The sequence below is a fragment of the Trichococcus paludicola genome, assembly GCF_003052295.1.
Taxonomy (GTDB): domain Bacteria; phylum Bacillota; class Bacilli; order Lactobacillales; family Aerococcaceae; genus Trichococcus; species Trichococcus paludicola.
Map to the genome: position 1 here is coordinate 233,195 of NZ_QBLC01000003.1, position 17,098 is coordinate 250,292.

Here is a 17,098-nt window from a genome sequence, read left to right on the forward strand (position 1 = left end):
ATAAATTGCTTTATGTAAGAAAAAGGGGAACACCGAAAGAACACGGTGTTCTCTTTTTTGTGCCGAAATGAACTTGACTATTTCGCCGGAAAGTCGAAAATGGGAAGAGAGCGTTAATTTGACATAAAGGGGCATAAATATATGAATTTTGGGAAACTATTGGGTACATTGATCGTGGCATTCATCGGAGGCTGGGCTGGGATCCGTTTCCGTGTACCGGCTGGTGGAATGATCGGCTCGCTAGTCGCGGTCGCAATCTACAATTATTTTTCGCAGATGGGTTATATGCCGGCCAATCTGAAGATCATCGGCCAAATCATAATCGGTGGGACGATCGGCATGAACTTCACGAAGAGCAGCTTGGCCGAAATGAAACAGGTGTTTTTCCCTGCCGTCACTTCCGTGCTTATTTTGTTGACGGTCGGGGTGATTGCAGGCTATATCCTGCATAAAGTGGCCGGAATCGATTTGATCACGGCATTGCTTGGGACATCACCGGGTGGGTTGACGGATATGACTATCCTCGCGGCGGCTTTTGAGGCGGACACGATCATAGTCTCCTCCATCCATCTCGTCCGGCTGTTCTCGGTCATTCTGTTGATGCCGATTTTTGTCCGGATCATCAGCACGTACATCAATAAATAAGCAAAAAAACAGTGGAGCGGAAAATCCGAATCGGATTCTCCGCCTCACTGTTTTTTACAATTGCTGTTATTCGTATTTCTTCAGGAAGAACAATCCCAGTGTCCCAAGTCCGGTATGCGAACTGATCGTGGAACCGATCGTGTTCACATAGATGCGGCGCGGATGGAAATGTTCTTCGATGTATTGGCGCATTTCTTCGACTGCTTCGGCATCGTCGCTATGGCAAAGGAAGACGTTCTGTTCCTGGATCATATCCGCTTCATCGCGCAAGCGTTCATACATCCGGTTCATGACTTTTTTGCGTCCGCGCAGTTTTTCCACGGGGATCAGTTCGCCGTTCATCACTTCAAGCAAAGGTTGGATATTCAGCAATCCCCCCAAAAAGGCGCTGGATTTCGAAAGTCGGCCGCCTTCGGCAAGATAATTCAGATCCTTGACCGTAAACAGGGACACGACGTTTGCAGCCGTAAAACGGACACGCGATTCAATTTCATCCAAAGTAAAACCGGCCTCGCGCATTTCGATCGCTTCGACGACGGACAAGCCTTCACCGACGGAGGCGCTCAGGGAGTCGACCAAACGCAGATCAAAATCCGGAAACTCCTCTTTCAGTTGCTGGTAAGCCAGAAAGGCTGCTTGGTAAGTGCCGGACAGCTTAGCGGAAAGAGAAATGTAGATGCCCGATTCACCGGCTTCGGCCGCTTTCCGGAAACCGGAATGGAATTTTTCCAAGGACACTTGGCTCGTTTTCGGATGACCACCGCGTGCAATCATTTCATAGACTTTATCGGCTTGGATTTCGATCATATCTTCGTATTCGCCGGTATCCAGCAGAGTGGTCAACGGGAATACTTCCACATCATTTTCCTGCAGATAGTCATAAGCCAGATCACAAGCACTATCGGTAAATATTTTCATAATAAACGCCTCCTCTAGCGCGAGTTCTATCACGGGATATTCCGTGGTCTACTCAACAGTATAGCACGTTTCGGATGGTTGGAAAATTTCGGCGCGATGGTTCCCCGGGAGGAGCCGAACCTCTGCTAAAATCCAGGCTCAATCGTTCAGTTCGCCGAGCTCCTCCTTGATCAGTAGCGCAGTCTTCTCCGGGATACCCAACGATTTGAAATCTTCATAGCTGGCTTCGCGGATGTTCTTCATCGTCTTGAAATGCTTCAGGATCTTCGTGCGGGTTTTCGGTCCGACGCCTTCGATCTCATCCAATTGCGAAGAGATGCTGTTCTTGGCGCGCACTTGGCGATGGAAGGTGATTGCGAAGCGGTGGACCTCTTCCTGGATCCGCTGCACGAGATGGAAGGCCTGACTGTTCGGACTGAGTTCCACGATTTCATCCTTCTCGCCGAAGATGAGCGAGGACGTCTTGTGCTTCGTGTCCTTGACCATGCCCGCCACCGGGATGTCCAGTCCGAGTTCGTCCTCCAGCACCTCCTTGGCGGCATGCACCTGGACTTTTCCGCCATCCATCAGGATCAAGTCCGGCATGGCACGTCCTTCGCGCAGCAACCGGCTGTAGCGGCGGCGGATGACTTCCTGCGTCGTCGCGAATTCATTGCTGCCTTCGACCGTTTTGACCTTGTATTTCCGGTAGTTTTTGCGTTCAGGCTTGCCATCCCTGTAGACGACCATCGCCGAGACCGGATTGGTGCCTTGGATGTTGGAATGGTCGAACGACTCGATGATCTCCAAGTATTCGATGCCGAGCGCCTCGGAAAGTTCCTGGATGGCGCCGACCGTCTTGTGGGTGTCACGCTCGATCAGCATGAACTTCTCAGTCAATGCCAACTCGCTGTTCGTGATCGCCAGTTCAAGGATGCTGCGCTTGCTGCCGCGGACAGGGGTGTGCACTTTCGTTCCGAGTGCTTCCTGCAGCAGCTCCGTGTCGACGCCTTTCGGTACGAGGACCTCCTGCGGCAGGATGTGATTGGGATCCTGGTAGAACTGCATAATGAAGGAAGCCAGCTCTTCCTCCGGCGTATCGTAGCAAGGGAAAAGGGCGGCCTCGCGTTTGATGATCGAGGATTGGCGCAGTAGGAAGACCTGGATCGACAGCCAGCCTTTGTCCATATGGAAGGCGAAGACGTCGCGGTTCGTGTAGTCCCGGGACATGACCGTTTGTTTTTCGACGGTCGCCTCGATGTAGCTGATCTGATCGCGGTAATCGGCAGCCTGTTCGAAGTTAAGGATGTCGGCGGCGCGGTGCATTTTTTCCCGCAGATCCTTTTTGATCTCCTTGACTTCGCCGTTCAGGAAAGCGGCAATACGTTTGATCTGGGCATCGTATTCTTCTTTCGAAACTTCATGAGCGCAGCAACCGATGCATTGCCCCATATGGTAATAAAGACAGGCGCGCTTGGAATTCTTGGCGCACTTGCGCAGCGGGTAGATTTTCTGGATGAACTCCTGCGTCTCAGTCGCCGCGTAGACGTGCGGATAGGGGCCGAAGTAGAGGCCGCCGTCATCCTCGACCGTCGAAGTGATGATGAGCTGAGGATCCTTTTCGTTCGTGACCTTCAGATAAGGATACATCGTCCCTTGTTTCAGCTTGATGTTGTATTTGGGCTGGTAACGCTTGATCAGGTTGATCTCCAGCAACAGCGATTCCTTGTTCGTTTTGGTGACGATCGTTTCGAACCGGTCGATGTCCGCGACCAACAGCTGCGTCTTGCCTTCGTGCTTGCTGTGGAAGTAGGATTTCACGCGGTTTTTCAAATTTTTGGCCTTGCCGATGTAGATGATTTCGTCATCCTTGTCCCGCATAATGTAGCAGCCGGGCAAGTCGGGCAGCAACGCCAATTTTTGGTTAATTTCTTCTCTACTCATCCGTTTCAATCCTTTTACTTTTTGTTAAGAATAGTATAACATGAATGGAAACATACGTTCAGCCGTTTGATTCCGAAAAGGACGGTTGACGCAGTCATTCAGGGGAAAACAACCGTTTCTCCAGCAAGGAAGTGCAAACTGTGTGATCAAGCAAATGAAATATGAAAAGTGGCAGCGTCAAACCGCTCTCTTTTTGGGCAGCCAGACAATTTCCCTGTTTGGCTCGTCACTTGTCCAATACGCGATATTCTGGTACCTGACCTTGGAAACGCAATCCGGCGTCATCATGACTTTATCGACCATTTTTGGCTTTCTGCCGACTTTCTTCATCTCTCCTTTTGCCGGGGTATGGGCCGACCGCTATAACCGAAAGCGCCTGATTGTCCTTTCCGATGGCATCACCGCGCTCTCGACATTGGTGCTCGTCCTACTGTTTTTGGCGGGGCAACGTTCGATTTGGATCCTATTGGCGACATCGGCCATCCGCGCAGTCGGTGCGGGCATTCAGATGCCGGCGGTCGGCGCCATCCTGCCGCAGATCGTTCCGGAAAAGGAATTGACCCGGATCAACGGACTAAACGGCAGCGTCCAGGCCGTCGTCATGCTGATTTCACCAATGATCAGCGGCGCGCTTTACCAATTTGCGCCGATGGAAGGTATTTTCATGATTGATATCGTGACCGCGGCTTTGGCGATCGCTATCATGGTGTTCCTTCTGAAAGTCCCTACGCATGAAAAAGCCAGCCAAGAACAGGTCAGCAATTATCTGGAGGACATGAAGCTTGGTTTCAGCTACATCCAAAATCACGCCTTCATCAAAAGGCTGTTCCTGTATTTTTCCTTGGCTTTCCTGATGGCAGCTCCGGTATCGTTTCTTTCCCCGCTGCAGGTCGCGCGTTCATTCGGTGAAGATGTTTGGCGTTTGACGGCTATCGAAATCGCCTTTTCCATCGGGATGATAAGCGGCGGCCTCTGGATTGCGTCATGGGGCGGCTTCAAGAACCGGATCCATTCAATCGCATTTGCGATCGGGGCGATGGGCCTGTGCACTTTCGGGATGGGCGTGATCCCGAATTTTTGGATTTACCTCTTCCTGATGGGGCTTGTCGGTCTCGTCATCCCGCTCCTGAACGCGCCGAGCATGACGTTGCTGCAGGAAAAAGTCGAGGAAGATTTCCTTGGCCGCGTCTTCGGCGTCCAAAGCATGGTCGCAAGCTCGATGATGCCGCTAGGGATGCTGATCTTCGGACCGCTGGCGGACCGGATGGCAATTGAAATCCTGATGGCCGTATCGGGCGTGTTCCTGATGGTCGTGGCATTCTTCGCTATCCGCGACCGGGTCCTGCTGGAAGCCGGTAAACCGGAACCTTTGGACGGAGAGTAATCAACTGGATACGAAAAAACGAACGCGGCCCATCCAAATCGGATGGCCGCGCTCGTTTTTTTGTTTTATGTGATCAGAGGCCGCATTTCAGTTGCGCGCCGCAGTTTGTGCATGTGTTGCAGCCACCCAGATCTTCGACCGTACCTTGTCGGCAGATCGGGCAGGTGTCGCCGATTTCGTTGCCGATCGTGACATCGGTTGACGCGAGACTGGCTATCGAATCAACCAGGAAAGTTTTGTCCTTGTTGATTTTGACGTGCTCTTTCTCTTCCTCCAGTTTGGCTTCGTCATCCCAAACATTTTCTTCGGCTTTCAGCGTCAGCACTTGCGAGTCGCGGCTGCCGTCGACGTAGACCGTACCGCCCTTGGCTCCGCCCAGGTAAAGACGTTCGTAGATTTTCTCGACTTGATCGACGGTGTAGCCTTTCGGCGTGTTCACCGTTTTTGAAATGGAACTGTCGACCCAGCGTTGGATCGTCGTCTGCACATCGACGTGCTCTTCAGGGGCAAGCGTCATGGCGGTCGCGAAATAATCAGGCAACTGGTTCAAATCGGCATCCGGATGCCGATCCAGATATTCTTGGACGATATCCGCCTTCACTTCGATGAATTTGCCGAGACGCCCGCTGCGGTAATACGTGAACGAGAAGTAGGGCTCCAAACCGGTGGAAACGCCGGCCATCGTGCCTGTTGATCCGGTCGGCGCCACCGTCAATAAATGAGAGTTGCGGATGCCATATTTCAGGACGCCTTCGCGGACATGCTCCGGCATTTTTTTCATGTAGCCAGTGTTGATGAAACGCTCGCGCAGAATCTGCGTCTCTTTTCCGGTCTGTCCGACCAGGAACGGGAAGCTGCCGCGCGTTTTCGCCAATTCGATGCTTTCCTCATAGGCCGCCACTGCGATCGTTTCGAATACTTGATCGATCAGTTGCAGGCTTTCCAGTGAACCGTAACGTACACCGCAATAGATAAGCATGTCCGCCAAGCCCATGATCCCCAAGCCAATACGTCGTTCGCCAAGCGCTTGTTTTTTGTTCTCCTCCAGGAAGTAAGGGGTGGAATCGATGACGTTGTCCTGCATATGGATGCCTGTGCGGACAGTCTGTTCCAATTTGGCGAAATCGACCATCTGCAGGTCCTTGTTGACCATTTCGGCCAAGTTTACAGCGGCCAGATTGCAGACGGAATAGGCTGCCAACGGTTGCTCTCCGCATGGATTGGTCGCAACGACCTTTTGACCATAAGCTGTCGCATTCGTCATTTTGTTTGCGTTGTCGATGAAGAAGATGCCCGGTTCAGCAGCGTAAGTGGCGCAGACATTAATCAGGCGCCACAATTCGCGCGCATGGATGGTCCGGAAGGTGCTGACGGCATTGCCTGCAGCTTCCCACTCGCGGACATCGCCGCAGTTGGTCCATTCGGCATCGTAGTGCGCCATCTCTGCTTCGTTGTAGTGCTCCACATCCGGGAAACGCAGCGCATACTCCTCATTCCTCATCACGGCATCCATGAAGTCGTCCGTGATGCAGACGGAAATATTGGCGCCGGTCAGAAATTCGGGATTGTTGACGGTGTAGGTGCCTCCATCGCGCAATTTCTTCTCGGCTTCATGGACGACCGAGGCGTCAAAACCGCCATGCCCGGGAATGTGTTTGTAGTTGACGATGCCGGTATACATGTTGATGTCCTTGGACGAAAATGGCGTAAAATGCAATTTTTCCTTCGCCAACATGCGGATCTGTTCATCCTCAAAATTCTCGATGATGTAGCGAAGGATGCGCGGATTCTGCATCTTTGAAATGATGAATTCGAAGATGTCCGGATGCCAATCGGCCAGCATGATCATCTGGGCGCCACGGCGGGAACCGCCTTGTTCGACCAGATGCGTCAATTTGGCGATGTCGTCCATCCAGGAAACGGAACCGGAAGAACGGCCGTTGACGCCTTTCACCAATGTATGGCGTGGGCGCAAAGTCGAACCGTTCGATCCGACGCCACCGCCACGGCTCATGATTTCCATGACTTTTTTGCGGTGATCTGAAATGCCGCCGCGCGAGTCGGGCACGAAAGGCATGACGTAACAGTTGAAATAGGTGACATCGGTACCGGAGCCGGCGCCGTAGAGCACGCGCCCGGCCGGGATGAAGTTCAAGGCTTTCTGTTCTTCGTAGAATTTCAGGAACGCTTCATGGCGCAGTTCCGGCGTGATTTCGACCTCGGCCAGGCCATGGGCATTGCGCATCGCAATCTGTTCGTAGAAAAGCTCCAGCGGTTTGTCCAACGTCAGGATTCGGCGCGTCACGATGCCGCCTTCCTCGACTTCGAAATCATCGATGTTGTGCTGGTATTCCTCGGACACTTTGATGCGGACAGTCTGTTCCTTGTGGTTTACAGAAAGAACGGTTCCTGTTCCGCGGGCCGGATATTTCGGGTCCTCCTTGACAGTCAGAATCACGATATCGCCTTCGGACAGGGTCTCCTTGGTGGAATCCTTATAGGAGTAGCGATCCAACATGACGAGGCGTGACACGCCCTCATAAGTCACGTGCATATCCTCCGTAATCGGAAACACATGCGGGAACCGCTCGATGTCCTTGTTCAATTTTTCGAACCCTGCTTTAAATGTGGTCTTTGTTGCATCCACAATAATCACTCCCTTATCTATGGTGAAAACACTAGATGTTGTGCTATCTGATTGTTTCTCATACTATATATATTAATTCTGTTCACCAGATAAATCAAGGGGAACAGTCAGGGGGGGAGCATGCAAATGGATGAAAACGTTGTTTGGATGGAAGGGGATACGTTTATAAATATATATAGGCCAATAAGAAGAGGACGTTGTGCGTCGGGATAGAGTCGTCGGCTGATGCGGAGAGAATGAATGCCGAACAGCCGAGATAGGGCATGCATGTCGACTGTTCGGGAGAGAATGAATGCCGAACAGCCGAGATAGGGCGTGCATGTCGACTGTTCCGGACAAAACGAATGCCTTACAGCCAAGAGGGCAAGCAATTATCTGAATCCGAACACCCTAACAAATCCACCCCGCCCATAATGCGAAATAGTACCCAGTCAACCCTTCCGAAAGCTATAATAAAAGCAGTAAGAACAACAAAAGAAAGGAGCTCGAGCATGAATAATGATAAAGAACACTTCGCGGAGATGATCCGCCAATCGCAACGCATCGTCGCGTTCACGGGGGCGGGCATCAGCACAGAGAGCGGCATCCCGGATTTCCGTTCGGCGGGCGGGCTGTTCGATAGGCTGAGCGGCCGCCATTTCACTGGCGAAGAAACGCTCAGCATCGGTTTCCTGGAGACGTACCCCGAGCTTTTCTTCCGCAATTATGCGGCGCATTTCGATTTTTCGCAGGCGCTACCGAACGCCGCGCACCGCTTCTTTGCGGCGCTCGAAGATACAGGTAAAGATGTCACCGTCGTCACCCAGAACATCGACAATCTGCACCAGTCAGCCGGCAGCAGCACCGTCATCGAACTGCATGGAAACGGGACGAGATGGCGGACGTTCGACACGGCCGAACCCGCTGATGCCACCGCGATCAGCATGGACGCGCAAGGCATCCAGCGCGATCCCCAAGGCCGAATGGTGCGTCCCGATATCGTACTCTACGGCGAAATGCTCAATGAGGAGGCGATGGAGCGCGCAGCTGCAGCGATCGGCGCCGCTGACATGCTTGTCGTCATCGGCACATCGTTGGCCGTCTACCCGGCCGCGAGCTTCGTCCATTATTTCAAAGGCCCTTACGCCGTGTTGCTGAACCGGACGCCCGTACCGCAGTCGCTGACCTTCCAATTGGCCGTCAAAACAGATGCAGGCGTCTTTTTGGCAGAAGTCTGGCAAGAATTTTTTGAAAAATGAATAAAAAGGTGCTGAAACAAAAAGGGAATTCATGAAAGGGGAAGTCGTTATGTCGAAACTGAATCAGCTGGCGAAGTATTTGGTCTATTCTTACGAAAACCATGCGGCAGCCCGGTTCGGCGACAATGAGCTGAAGCTGCAGGCGCTGCTTTATTTCGCGCAGCGGGAATGTCTGGTTGTGGTAGGGGAGCCGCTATTCGAGGAAAGCTTTGAAGGCTGGGAAGAGGGACCGGTGCTCCCGGAACTGCATTTCTTCTTCGAGGAAGGCTACGATCCCTTCGAACCATTGGAGATGAAAAAGTTGACGGAGCGCGAACAATTCATCCTGGACCGTATTGTTTTTGACTACGGGCATTACGAAGGCTGGTATCTTGCGGATTTGGCGCGCCGCGAAGCATCCTGGCGCAACAGCAGAACGGCAATTCCGGCGGAAGAAACCGAACCAAACTTCCTGGAACTTGCGGATATCCGCGAGGATGCAAAAAAAGTGCGGCTGTATGATACGTTGTTTGATGTTTATCTGGATGAGTTGGAGGAATTCGAAGGGGCGGTGCTGGAACCATGACCGAAACACAAGATTACATCGGAGCCATCGTGAAGACCCGTTTTGCCTATCATGATCTCGAAACGGATAAAATCGCCTTCAAATCGCGCCCGTTCCTGATCATCGGTGCGGAATACGATAAGGTCCCGTGCGATTTAACGGCCTTTCCGATTTCGAAAATATCCGCCAGCCAGAACATCGATCCCGTCCACGACATCAAAGTCGAAAAGCAGCGCTACCCCAAACTGAGCCTGAATGCGGAAGTTTCCTACATCCGTGTACATAAAATCCAGACAATCCACAGCTCGCAGCTTGCGATTGGAATACTGTCCTCATTGAGTGAAGCCTACCCAGATCTCTATTCGGAGGTGAAGGCAGCTTACCGGGATTTTTCCGGAGGGCTATTCTGACTGAGTGGAGCCGCGAACCCGGACTGGACCATATCGCGGAAAAAAAACACCCCTGCATAGCGGCGGTCCATGATGGAGCCTCCGTTCTATGCGGGGGTGTTTCAAAAGGGTTTATGCAAACTCAGCGAAGTTCACTAAAGCTTCCAGTCTATTTTACGCCATTTCCCTTTGTCGGGAAAGCAGCGACAACAGTGCCTTCTGAACCACTGAAAACGACTTGTTTTGAAGTCACCGTAACAGTGATATCCAATACAGCAGCAGTTGCAGTAAGCTCAGCCAGGATGGCTTGTTTATCAGCTTTCGTAAGTTGATTCATGCTTTTTGCTCCACGTGCATTCACGATAGCTTGTGCATTATTTATGTGGACAATGATTTGATTCGCTTCTTCAGCAGTCACATCATTGGACCTTAAATAATTTTTTGCTTGCTGCACATAATTGGATGGTAAGTTGGTGGCTACCAAAGTTTTGATGATATCATTTTCAGTTGCAGCAGCAACATTCGCTTGCGCTCCGAAGAACAACACGAATGCAAACAAAAGAGATACAATAACTTTTTTCATATATTTTCACCTCCTTTCAATACATCGGTCTCCCGATGATGAATCAGTATTGTTCCATTTCGGTCGCATAGTCGCGATTTTGCCAGTAGGCCGCTCGCTTGGCTTTGCTGATCAAATTGTAGCCAAAAAGGCAGGCTATCCCCAAAAAGAAGACCAATACCCCCAATACCAGCAAAAATGTAGTGTAATGCATAGCCAACGTGCGCAGGGCGGTGTTGATATAATCCGTTGAAACAGTGATGCGCTGCGGAATCTTAAGACTCAATGCCACGATTGCCGGGATGATGACGAAGGCGGATCCGGAAACTAAGCCGCTGCCGATCCAGAGTAAAGAGCGGTGAGGCTGTCTCCAGTTCAAGCAGACGAGTGCCCCAGCGATCAAAAAGAAGGTCAACGGTACGAGATAGAAATAGGCAAGAACGGTTTGCAGCATATTCCGGAAGGTCTGGAATTGTGGGAAAGTAATGACGTTATCCAGATTGAACAGCATTGTGTGGCTACCGACAATGGCGGTGGCTTCATCAATGATAGCAGCAGTCTGCGCTTGCAAGCTTTCATCGAACGGCTGGTTGTGGTCTGCGGCATAATTCTCAACGTAAGCCGTCACGGGTTCCTCGAATAGGCTGCGAGCGGTCGTCGTTGCGTAAGCTGCGTCGGGGTCAATCAGATAGTTGAGCGCTTGTTCATTGTTCCTGCGGGCAAGCTGTTGCAGGCCATGTTGGTCCATCGCGGCTTCCACAAAGATTTCCTCAGGTATGGATGTTTCCAAGCTCAACGTCTTGAATTTAGCGGACAGGCTTTCCTCTATTTGAGTGTAGTAGGAGCTGTCCCCCAACTGCTGATTGAGGTCGCTTGCGTTCATCAGGATTTGCTTCATGAAGATGACTCCGATCAAGGCAATCACTACAAACATCAGGAGAAAGCTGAGAATCACTCTGCCGATTTTTTTTATGTTTCGCATCACGATGCTCCTTGAAAATTGATTTCCGACAGTGGCTTACCTTCGACCAATTTTGCGGTCACGACATATCTGTCAGGTGTGTTACCGATGTAGTCGAAAGGATAATAAGTGTACAAAGTTAAAATTTGCTCTTCGGAAGGTGCCAGAATACTTTCGTCGGTATTGCTCTTGATTTCGATGTTGCTGATTTCATACACGTAGGTTCCATAAGTCAACTCCAGGCGGATCTCATCACCGATCTGCGCTTCATCCAGCGTCTTGAAAACTGAATTGGTGTGCCCGGTGATGACGGTGTTTCCGATATCACCCGGAAAAACGGAACCATAATATTGGCCTGCACCATCTAACAATTGGGTTGCATCGTCGCCGACAAAAACAGGGGAGACGATGCCTGCCGCATCCACGCTCAACGTTCCGTATTCATCCCCATATTTTGGAAAAGAGAATGGGTCCACTGTAGTTGTCTCTTCCAAAATAACACTGCGGTCACTCAGATTCGTCTGAGCGATAGCGACCTCTTGTGGGAAAAACATCCGTGATATGTAAAAAGCGTAGGAGACATTATCAAAAAAAGCCAAGGAAAGCAGTGTAATGCCGGATACGAATAGCAGTACCGGGATGCCAATAAGCTTAGCGATTCTCCGCCGCTTTGCCCGATTTTTTTGATTTATTTTTTTTCCCATCATTCCACTCCATTCATTACATGATTTCTCGCTATTTGTTTTTTGTTGAAAAATACAAGGAAACAGAAAACGACGGTTTACTTTCGAATGTCATTACATTATTCCATGGGCAGCATGATTCCCAACGTTTATAGTCGTATAGGACTATAAACGACTTCTATTTTGGCGATGATATCTTCATTGCTGTCGCTAAGGAGTTCGGCGACGGCGCGAAATATTCCTGATTGGTGTATCTTTTCAATAAACAAAAGGCCGGCACCCCCATTTCGGGAGTGCCGGCCTTTGTCGGACAATATTAAAAGTTTTTAAGGAGAATGGGGGATTCGAACCCCCGCGCGCCTTTCGACACCTAACGCATTTCGAGTGCGTCCTCTTCAGCCGGACTTGAGTAATTCTCCATAAATGATATTATAACGCTTTTCGGACAATCAGAAAAGAAGATTTTGCAAAAATAACAAAAAAACAGCCACAAACTTCGGAATACTCGCTTGTTTATGACAAATCGAGAGCCTTCCAGCAAAATGAGTCCTTCCTGAACAGATTAAATTATGGTAAAATGGGACCTTGTGTACTCATTTTATTGTAATTTTTTACATACATCAGGAGGAATTTGAATTGTATAAACTATTGAATCACTGGTACAAGCTGAGCCTTGTCAAACGTATCATCGCCGGTCTGATCATAGGCATCATCCTTGGCGTAACGATTCCCGATGCAGCGCAACCGGTAACCATTTTTGGATCTCTGTTTGTCGGCGCGTTAAAAGCGATTGCGCCGATGCTGGTCTTTTTCTTGGTTGCATCCGCTATTTCACAGCACAAAAAAGGCCAACAGACGAACATGAAATCTGTCATTGTGCTCTACCTTTTAGGAACCTTCTTGGCGGCACTAGTAGCCGTGGTCGCAAGCTTCATCTTCCCGGTGACTTTGACCTTGGGAGCCGGAGCCGCGGATGTCACCGCTCCAGGCGGAGTTGTGGAAGTTCTGAAGGCGTTGCTCCTGAACATCGTGGACAATCCGGTCAAGGCGCTGTACAATGCCAATTATATCGGCATCTTGTCATGGGCCCTCATGCTCGGCTTCACATTGAAGAATGCCGCAGCGTCAACCAAACTGATGCTGTCCAATGTTTCTGATGCCCTTACGGAAATGGTCAGGATCGTTATTGCCTTTGCTCCTTTAGGGATCATGGGACTTGTCTTCGATGTCATCGCGACTAGCGGAATCGGTGTTCTGTTGGGCTATGGAAAACTGCTTGCGGTCCTGATTGGCTGTATGCTGTTCGTCGCTTTGGTCGTCAACCCGATCATCGTATACATCTATATCCGTTCCAATCCGTTCCCGCTCGTCTTCAGATGCTTGCGGGAAAGTGGCATCACAGCCTTCTTCACAAGAAGTTCTGCTGCGAACATCCCCGTGAACATGACGTTGTGCGAGGACCTTGGACTGGATAGGGACACTTACTCGGTATCCATTCCGCTTGGAGCGACCATCAACATGGCCGGTGCGGCGGTTACGATTTCCGTCCTTACCTTGGCAGCTGTAAACACGTTGGGTATCCCTGTGGATTTCGGGACTGCCTTTATCCTTAGCATCTTGGCAGCGGTCAGTGCTTGTGGAGCATCGGGTGTTGCCGGTGGCTCACTGCTGCTTATCCCACTCGCGGCCAGCCTGTTCGGCATCCCGAACGATGTGGCGATGCAAATAGTCGGTGTCGGTTTCATCATCGGAGTCCTGCAGGATTCATTCGAGACAGCCCTCAACTCATCGACGGATGTTCTTTTCACGGCAACTGCAGAATTCGCGAAACGACGCAAGGAAGGCAAGGTCGCTTAAAACTGAACAAGCCAACCCCTAAGCATGCTATTCGTCCCCTATCGGACCAGTGGCATGCTTTTTTCGATTGTCGAGGTTGCAGAGGAATCGAGGTAAGTGATCACAGCGGATGTATAAGCAAATTACAAAGGGATTTCCAAATCATTGGCTCCCTGAAAAGCGTAGGGAGTTTATGCGATTTTGTTGAACAGAAATTTTTGATAAGAATAGTTGCTCAAAAATATGCTATACTGGAAACAAGAATGAGGATGGACAAGTGAGTGCTAGGTACTTTACATCAGAGCACGAGTCGTAGGAGGTTGATTATGGGGGAAGAGAAGCAAACGGACATAAAACAGCTGAAAAGTCCGATCAATAAGGAAATCATGAACATCGCGTGGCCGGTTCTGATTGAACTGGTCCTGAGTTCGTTGTTCGGGATGATCAACATGATGATGTTGGGGAATATCGCGGACCATGCCTATGCGGCAGCTGCCGTTTCGGCGGTCGGGGTGACGAATCAGCCAATGTTCTTAGGGCTGGCCGTAGTGCAGGCTTTGAACATCGGAGGCACTGCCTTGATTGCCCGCTATTTCGGAGCCGGAAAACATGACAGGATGGAAAACGTCATGAAGCATGTCATGATCATCAGCATGATCCTTTCCGCCCCGTTAGCCCTGGCCGCCTTTGTCTATTCAGATCAGATCATGACCTTTATGGGCGCGCAGCCCGATACAGTCGAAGTCGGGAGGCTCTATTTCCGTATCACCTGCATAAGTTACCTGTTGCAATCCTTCAATTTCAGCATTTCCGGTTCCTTGCGGGGAATCGGCGAAACACAGATTCCGATGGGCGTGAATTTGCGCGCTAATTTCCTGAATGTCGTCGGAAATGCCTTGCTGATCTATGGACTTTTCGGGATTCCAGCTTTTGGCATCGAGGGCGCGGCGATTTCGACAGTCATCGCCAACCTAGTGGCCAACTTCCTGCTGATCCGTTACCTGCGATCCGGCAAGAGCAAGCTGAATTTTTCATTCGCTCATCCTTTCCATTTTTCGATGAAAACGATGAAAAGCTTGGCGAAAATCGGACTACCTTCAGCGCTGGAGCAACTAGTGCTGCGTTCCGGAATGATTCTGTTCATCCAGATCGTGTCGGGCTTGGGAACCGTCGTCTTTGCCGCCCACAACATCGGCATGAACATCCTGTCGTTGTCATTCACGCTCGGACAAGCCTTCGGTATTGCGGCGTCAGCTTTGGTCGGCAGGGCATTGGGTGCCGGTAACGCAAATCTGGCCGAAAAATATGCCTCGCGGACAGGTAAAATCGGAAGCCTGTGGGGTGCAATCCTCGGAGTGGCCTTCTTTTTCGGGGCCGAGTACATCGTCGGCTTCTATTCCACTGATCCGGAAATCATCCGGAATGCCGCAATCGCCATCCGGGTTGCGGCCATCACCCAGCCTTTCCAGTCGCACCAGCTGATCGTCGCGGGTTCGTTGCGCGGGGCAGGAGATACGATTTTCCCGCTGATCTCGACCTTTCTAGGAATATTGATCATCCGTGTCGCAGCTGCCACCTTCTTTGTGCAGGTGCTCGGACTCGGCATCCTCGGTGCTTGGCTGGCCGTCATGCTCGATCAGATCATCCGTTGGTTCCTGATCGCGATGCGCTTCCGCTCAGGGAAATGGAAAAAGATGAAGCTGGCCTAAGTTCATCCCCACAAAATTCAACAAACCTCAGCTAATCCGCCTCTTTCTGAAAAAGAGGCGGATTTTTTTCACATGCATTGCTTAAAAATGGTATACTGTTAAATGAGGTAGCGGTTACAAATCATCATCTGGTAGCCGCAAGAAAGAGGTCAATATTAAGGAGGATGAGCAGTATGGAAGGACAACTGATACTGATTCGGCACGGAAGCGCGGAAGAGCGTACGCCTGAAGGGGACGACTTCTACAGAAAACTGACGGAGGCAGGAGTGGAGGAACTGACTGCGTTTCTGCCCGACATCGCACCCTTACTGACCGAGAACGGAAACTTGAAGATATGGACGAGCCCGTTGATCCGGGCGCGCCAAACAGCTGAGTTGGTGGCTGAAGCCACGGCTGTCGAAGAGATCCAACAGCAGGAATTTTTGGCGACCGGCGATTTCGTAGCCTTCATGGATGCATTGAAACAGGAGGACGAGGGTTTCAATTTGGCGCTTGTCGGGCACGAACCGTATATGAGCAGCTGGACGAAAGAATTGATCGGTGCCGCGATTCCGTTCAAAAAAGGGGCGGTTGCATTGTTCACGGTCGATGTGACCGCGGAACCGATAGGCAATCTGGAGTGGCTTTTGGCGCCGGGAGAATCAGCGAAATGCAAACACGCAGAAGTCTCAGAAAAAAAACATGCGGCGGATAAGTATGAAGGGACCGCGGATTGTTATCAGGGCGAGGGCGAAGACACTTTGTACGCCGATATCATAAATGAACAGGTGGCAGGCGTTCAGCATGCCTATGCGGCTTACCAACAGGATCCGGTCGAACCGGAATCGGCGCATGCGCTACGCGTCGCGATCCGCCAACTGCGGGCTTTGTTGAATTTCAACAAAGCGAGCGGCGAAGAGAAATATTACCGGGAAGCGGGCGAAGACTGGCGTGACATCGCAACCACCTTCGGATACCTGCGCGAGCTGGATGTGCTGATGGAAGAATGCCGCGAACTGCGCGGGTTGTATCCGGATATGCTGGCCGAGGACGGCCAGGTCATGAGTTGGTTGATGGAAGGGCGTCAAGGCGAGCAGGACAGCATCCATGAATTGATCACAAGTGGCGCATTGACGGAACGCATCCTGGATGCGGAAGCCGCAACTGCCCATTTCCTGAAATCCATCAGTTTGGATGATGACCAGCAGAAAAAAGCGACAATCAAGAAAATTGAAAAGATGAAGAAACGACTGATGCGCAAGTGGGAAGAAGTCGACTTCTCCAACCATGAACAGACCCACAGCCTGCGCATCAACGCCAAGAAACTGCGTTATGCCGCGACCTACCTCGCTCCGATTATGGGCGAGATGGACAAGCAAACCATCAAAGAGATGAAGAAAGTCCAGACCGCACTCGGTACGCTCTGCGACTTCGACATCAACGGCCACCTGCTTTTGGAGATGGCCGATAAGACCGACGATCCCGAACTGCAGCACCACTTCAGAACACTCAGCGAACACCAATTCCAGCGCAGGGAAGCGATATTGAACGACGAAGCTGATTGAACAATTTAAGATTTTTTACTTAGGTCCATACTCGTTAGCGGGGTATGGATCTTTTTTTGCATTAAAAAATCCATTAAGATATAAACAAAACAAAAAAGATACCGATTACAAACAA

Annotated in this window: 14 protein-coding genes and 1 tRNA gene; 8 read left to right on the plus strand and 7 right to left on the minus strand. The window is 50.8% G+C overall.

Translation table 11 applies throughout. From position 1 onward, the window contains the following. Positions 1–141 precede the first annotated feature (141 nt). A complete protein-coding gene (locus C7R56_RS05960; RefSeq protein WP_086985711.1) occupies positions 142–645 on the plus strand; it encodes an AbrB family transcriptional regulator in 504 nt (167 codons plus the stop codon). 66 nt (positions 646–711) lie between these two features. Here C7R56_RS05960 and C7R56_RS05965 read toward each other — a convergent pair whose 3' ends face one another. Then, on the minus strand, positions 712–1,563 hold the full coding sequence (locus tag C7R56_RS05965) for a DegV family protein (protein ID WP_107995654.1): 852 nt from the start codon (positions 1,561–1,563) through the stop codon (positions 712–714). Between the two features lie 138 nt (positions 1,564–1,701). Further along, positions 1,702–3,486, minus strand: a complete 1,785-nt coding sequence (uvrC, locus tag C7R56_RS05970; protein WP_107995655.1) for an excinuclease ABC subunit UvrC — start codon at positions 3,484–3,486, stop codon at positions 1,702–1,704. A 142-nt stretch (positions 3,487–3,628) separates the two neighbouring features. Between uvrC and C7R56_RS05975 the strand changes: the two genes are divergently transcribed. Continuing rightward, on the plus strand, positions 3,629–4,870 hold the full coding sequence (locus C7R56_RS05975; RefSeq protein WP_234402593.1) for an MFS transporter: 1,242 nt from the start codon (positions 3,629–3,631) through the stop codon (positions 4,868–4,870). A gap of 73 nt (positions 4,871–4,943) precedes the next feature. Here C7R56_RS05975 and C7R56_RS05980 read toward each other — a convergent pair whose 3' ends face one another. Beyond that, positions 4,944–7,520 carry a vitamin B12-dependent ribonucleotide reductase gene (locus tag C7R56_RS05980; protein ID WP_107995789.1) on the minus strand — a complete coding sequence of 859 codons (2,577 nt, stop codon included), beginning with the start codon at positions 7,518–7,520 and terminating at the stop codon, positions 4,944–4,946. 341 nt (positions 7,521–7,861) lie between these two features. Here C7R56_RS05980 and C7R56_RS05985 point away from each other — a divergent pair, with 341 nt between their 5' ends. The 3 genes from C7R56_RS05985 to C7R56_RS05995 are packed head-to-tail and all read left to right on the plus strand — an operon-like array spanning position 7,862 to position 9,709. After that, positions 7,862–8,755: an NAD-dependent protein deacylase gene (locus C7R56_RS05985; RefSeq protein WP_159072174.1), complete on the plus strand. Its 894-nt coding sequence runs from the start codon at positions 7,862–7,864 to the stop codon at positions 8,753–8,755. A gap of 49 nt (positions 8,756–8,804) precedes the next feature. Further along, positions 8,805–9,320 carry a Panacea domain-containing protein gene (locus tag C7R56_RS05990; RefSeq protein ID WP_159072175.1) on the plus strand — a complete coding sequence of 172 codons (516 nt, stop codon included), beginning with the start codon at positions 8,805–8,807 and terminating at the stop codon, positions 9,318–9,320. Continuing rightward, positions 9,317–9,709, plus strand: a complete 393-nt coding sequence (locus C7R56_RS05995; RefSeq protein WP_107995658.1) for a hypothetical protein — start codon at positions 9,317–9,319, stop codon at positions 9,707–9,709. Before C7R56_RS05990 ends, C7R56_RS05995 begins: the two co-directional genes overlap by 4 nt. Positions 9,710–9,857: 148 nt before the next feature. Here the strand turns inward: C7R56_RS05995 and C7R56_RS06000 are convergent, their stop codons facing one another. From C7R56_RS06000 to C7R56_RS06015, 4 genes are all read right to left on the minus strand, one after another. Then, positions 9,858–10,271 (minus strand): hypothetical protein, encoded by a 414-nt coding sequence (locus C7R56_RS06000; RefSeq protein WP_107995659.1) that lies wholly within the window; start codon positions 10,269–10,271, stop codon positions 9,858–9,860. 43 nt (positions 10,272–10,314) lie between these two features. After that, complete coding sequence (locus C7R56_RS06005; protein ID WP_107995660.1) at positions 10,315–11,232, minus strand: hypothetical protein; 918 nt, start codon at positions 11,230–11,232, stop codon at positions 10,315–10,317. Further along, positions 11,232–11,915: a class D sortase gene (locus C7R56_RS06010; RefSeq protein WP_159072176.1), complete on the minus strand. Its 684-nt coding sequence runs from the start codon at positions 11,913–11,915 to the stop codon at positions 11,232–11,234. Before C7R56_RS06010 ends, C7R56_RS06005 begins: the two co-directional genes overlap by 1 nt. Before the next feature lie 308 nt (positions 11,916–12,223). Further along, positions 12,224–12,313 (minus strand) — tRNA-Ser (locus C7R56_RS06015). Positions 12,314–12,530: 217 nt separating this feature from the next. Here C7R56_RS06015 and sstT point away from each other — a divergent pair. The 3 genes from sstT (at position 12,531) to C7R56_RS06030 (ending at position 16,983) form a co-directional block, all read left to right on the plus strand. After that, positions 12,531–13,751, plus strand: coding sequence for a serine/threonine transporter SstT (gene sstT, locus C7R56_RS06020; RefSeq protein WP_107995662.1), 1,221 nt, complete (start codon positions 12,531–12,533; stop codon positions 13,749–13,751). A gap of 305 nt (positions 13,752–14,056) precedes the next feature. Next, positions 14,057–15,439: an MATE family efflux transporter gene (locus C7R56_RS06025; protein WP_107995663.1), complete on the plus strand. Its 1,383-nt coding sequence runs from the start codon at positions 14,057–14,059 to the stop codon at positions 15,437–15,439. A 173-nt stretch (positions 15,440–15,612) separates the two neighbouring features. Beyond that, the gene (locus C7R56_RS06030) at positions 15,613–16,983 is read left to right on the plus strand and encodes a CHAD domain-containing protein (RefSeq protein ID WP_159072177.1); all 1,371 of its coding nucleotides are present in this window, start codon (positions 15,613–15,615) and stop codon (positions 16,981–16,983) included. Positions 16,984–17,098: the final 115 nt, after the last annotated feature.

What these genes read in the sequence shown, in the direction of transcription:
- C7R56_RS05960 (WP_086985711.1), top strand. Translation starts at nt 142, where the DNA reads ATGAATTTTGGGAAACTATTGGGTACATTGATCGTGGCATTCATCGGA.
- C7R56_RS05965 (WP_107995654.1), bottom strand. Translation starts at nt 1,563, where the DNA reads ATGAAAATATTTACCGATAGTGCTTGTGATCTGGCTTATGACTATCTG.
- uvrC (WP_107995655.1), bottom strand. Translation starts at nt 3,486, where the DNA reads ATGAGTAGAGAAGAAATTAACCAAAAATTGGCGTTGCTGCCCGACTTG.
- C7R56_RS05985 (WP_159072174.1), top strand. Translation starts at nt 7,862, where the DNA reads ATGCCTTACAGCCAAGAGGGCAAGCAATTATCTGAATCCGAACACCCT.
- C7R56_RS05990 (WP_159072175.1), top strand. Translation starts at nt 8,805, where the DNA reads ATGTCGAAACTGAATCAGCTGGCGAAGTATTTGGTCTATTCTTACGAA.
- C7R56_RS05995 (WP_107995658.1), top strand. Translation starts at nt 9,317, where the DNA reads ATGACCGAAACACAAGATTACATCGGAGCCATCGTGAAGACCCGTTTT.
- C7R56_RS06000 (WP_107995659.1), bottom strand. Translation starts at nt 10,271, where the DNA reads ATGAAAAAAGTTATTGTATCTCTTTTGTTTGCATTCGTGTTGTTCTTC.
- C7R56_RS06005 (WP_107995660.1), bottom strand. Translation starts at nt 11,232, where the DNA reads ATGCGAAACATAAAAAAAATCGGCAGAGTGATTCTCAGCTTTCTCCTG.
- C7R56_RS06010 (WP_159072176.1), bottom strand. Translation starts at nt 11,915, where the DNA reads ATGGGAAAAAAAATAAATCAAAAAAATCGGGCAAAGCGGCGGAGAATC.
- C7R56_RS06025 (WP_107995663.1), top strand. Translation starts at nt 14,057, where the DNA reads ATGGGGGAAGAGAAGCAAACGGACATAAAACAGCTGAAAAGTCCGATC.
- C7R56_RS06030 (WP_159072177.1), top strand. Translation starts at nt 15,613, where the DNA reads ATGGAAGGACAACTGATACTGATTCGGCACGGAAGCGCGGAAGAGCGT.